The 307-nt window shown below is 35.5% G+C and carries 1 protein-coding gene; it reads left to right on the top strand.

Annotated elements, in window-relative coordinates; translation table 11 throughout:
- Nucleotides 1-307, top strand: a 307-nt coding sequence (locus FDW96_RS11040; protein ID WP_212732872.1) for an AAA family ATPase, incomplete at both ends; no start/stop codon positions are given.

Below are 307 nucleotides of genomic sequence, written 5' to 3'. Positions count from 1 at the left end.
GTTAAACAAAAGGCTTAGAAATAAAGATAATGCACCAGAAGACTTGCATTTCTTAACAGGTGGCGAGTTTATGCTTGATGATTCGCACCACATGAATTTATTGTATGAGTACATCAAAGAAAATGATATCAAGTTCGTTATTTTAGACAACCTTATGACAATGCTAAGAAATGGCGATATTATCTACGGTAAAGACTTCGAGCCAATGCTTAGAAGAATTACACGCTTGAAGTTGCTCTTTCAAGATGTAACTTTCTTACTGGTAGCTCATGCAAACAAATCAGCTTATGCAAACTCAATGGACGAT

The sequence above is a fragment of the Citrobacter sp. TBCS-15 genome, assembly GCF_005280815.1.
Lineage (GTDB): Bacteria > Pseudomonadota > Gammaproteobacteria > Enterobacterales > Enterobacteriaceae > Citrobacter > Citrobacter werkmanii.
Note: the sequence above shows the minus strand (reverse complement) of the source record. Positions and strands in the feature narration are given on the sequence as shown.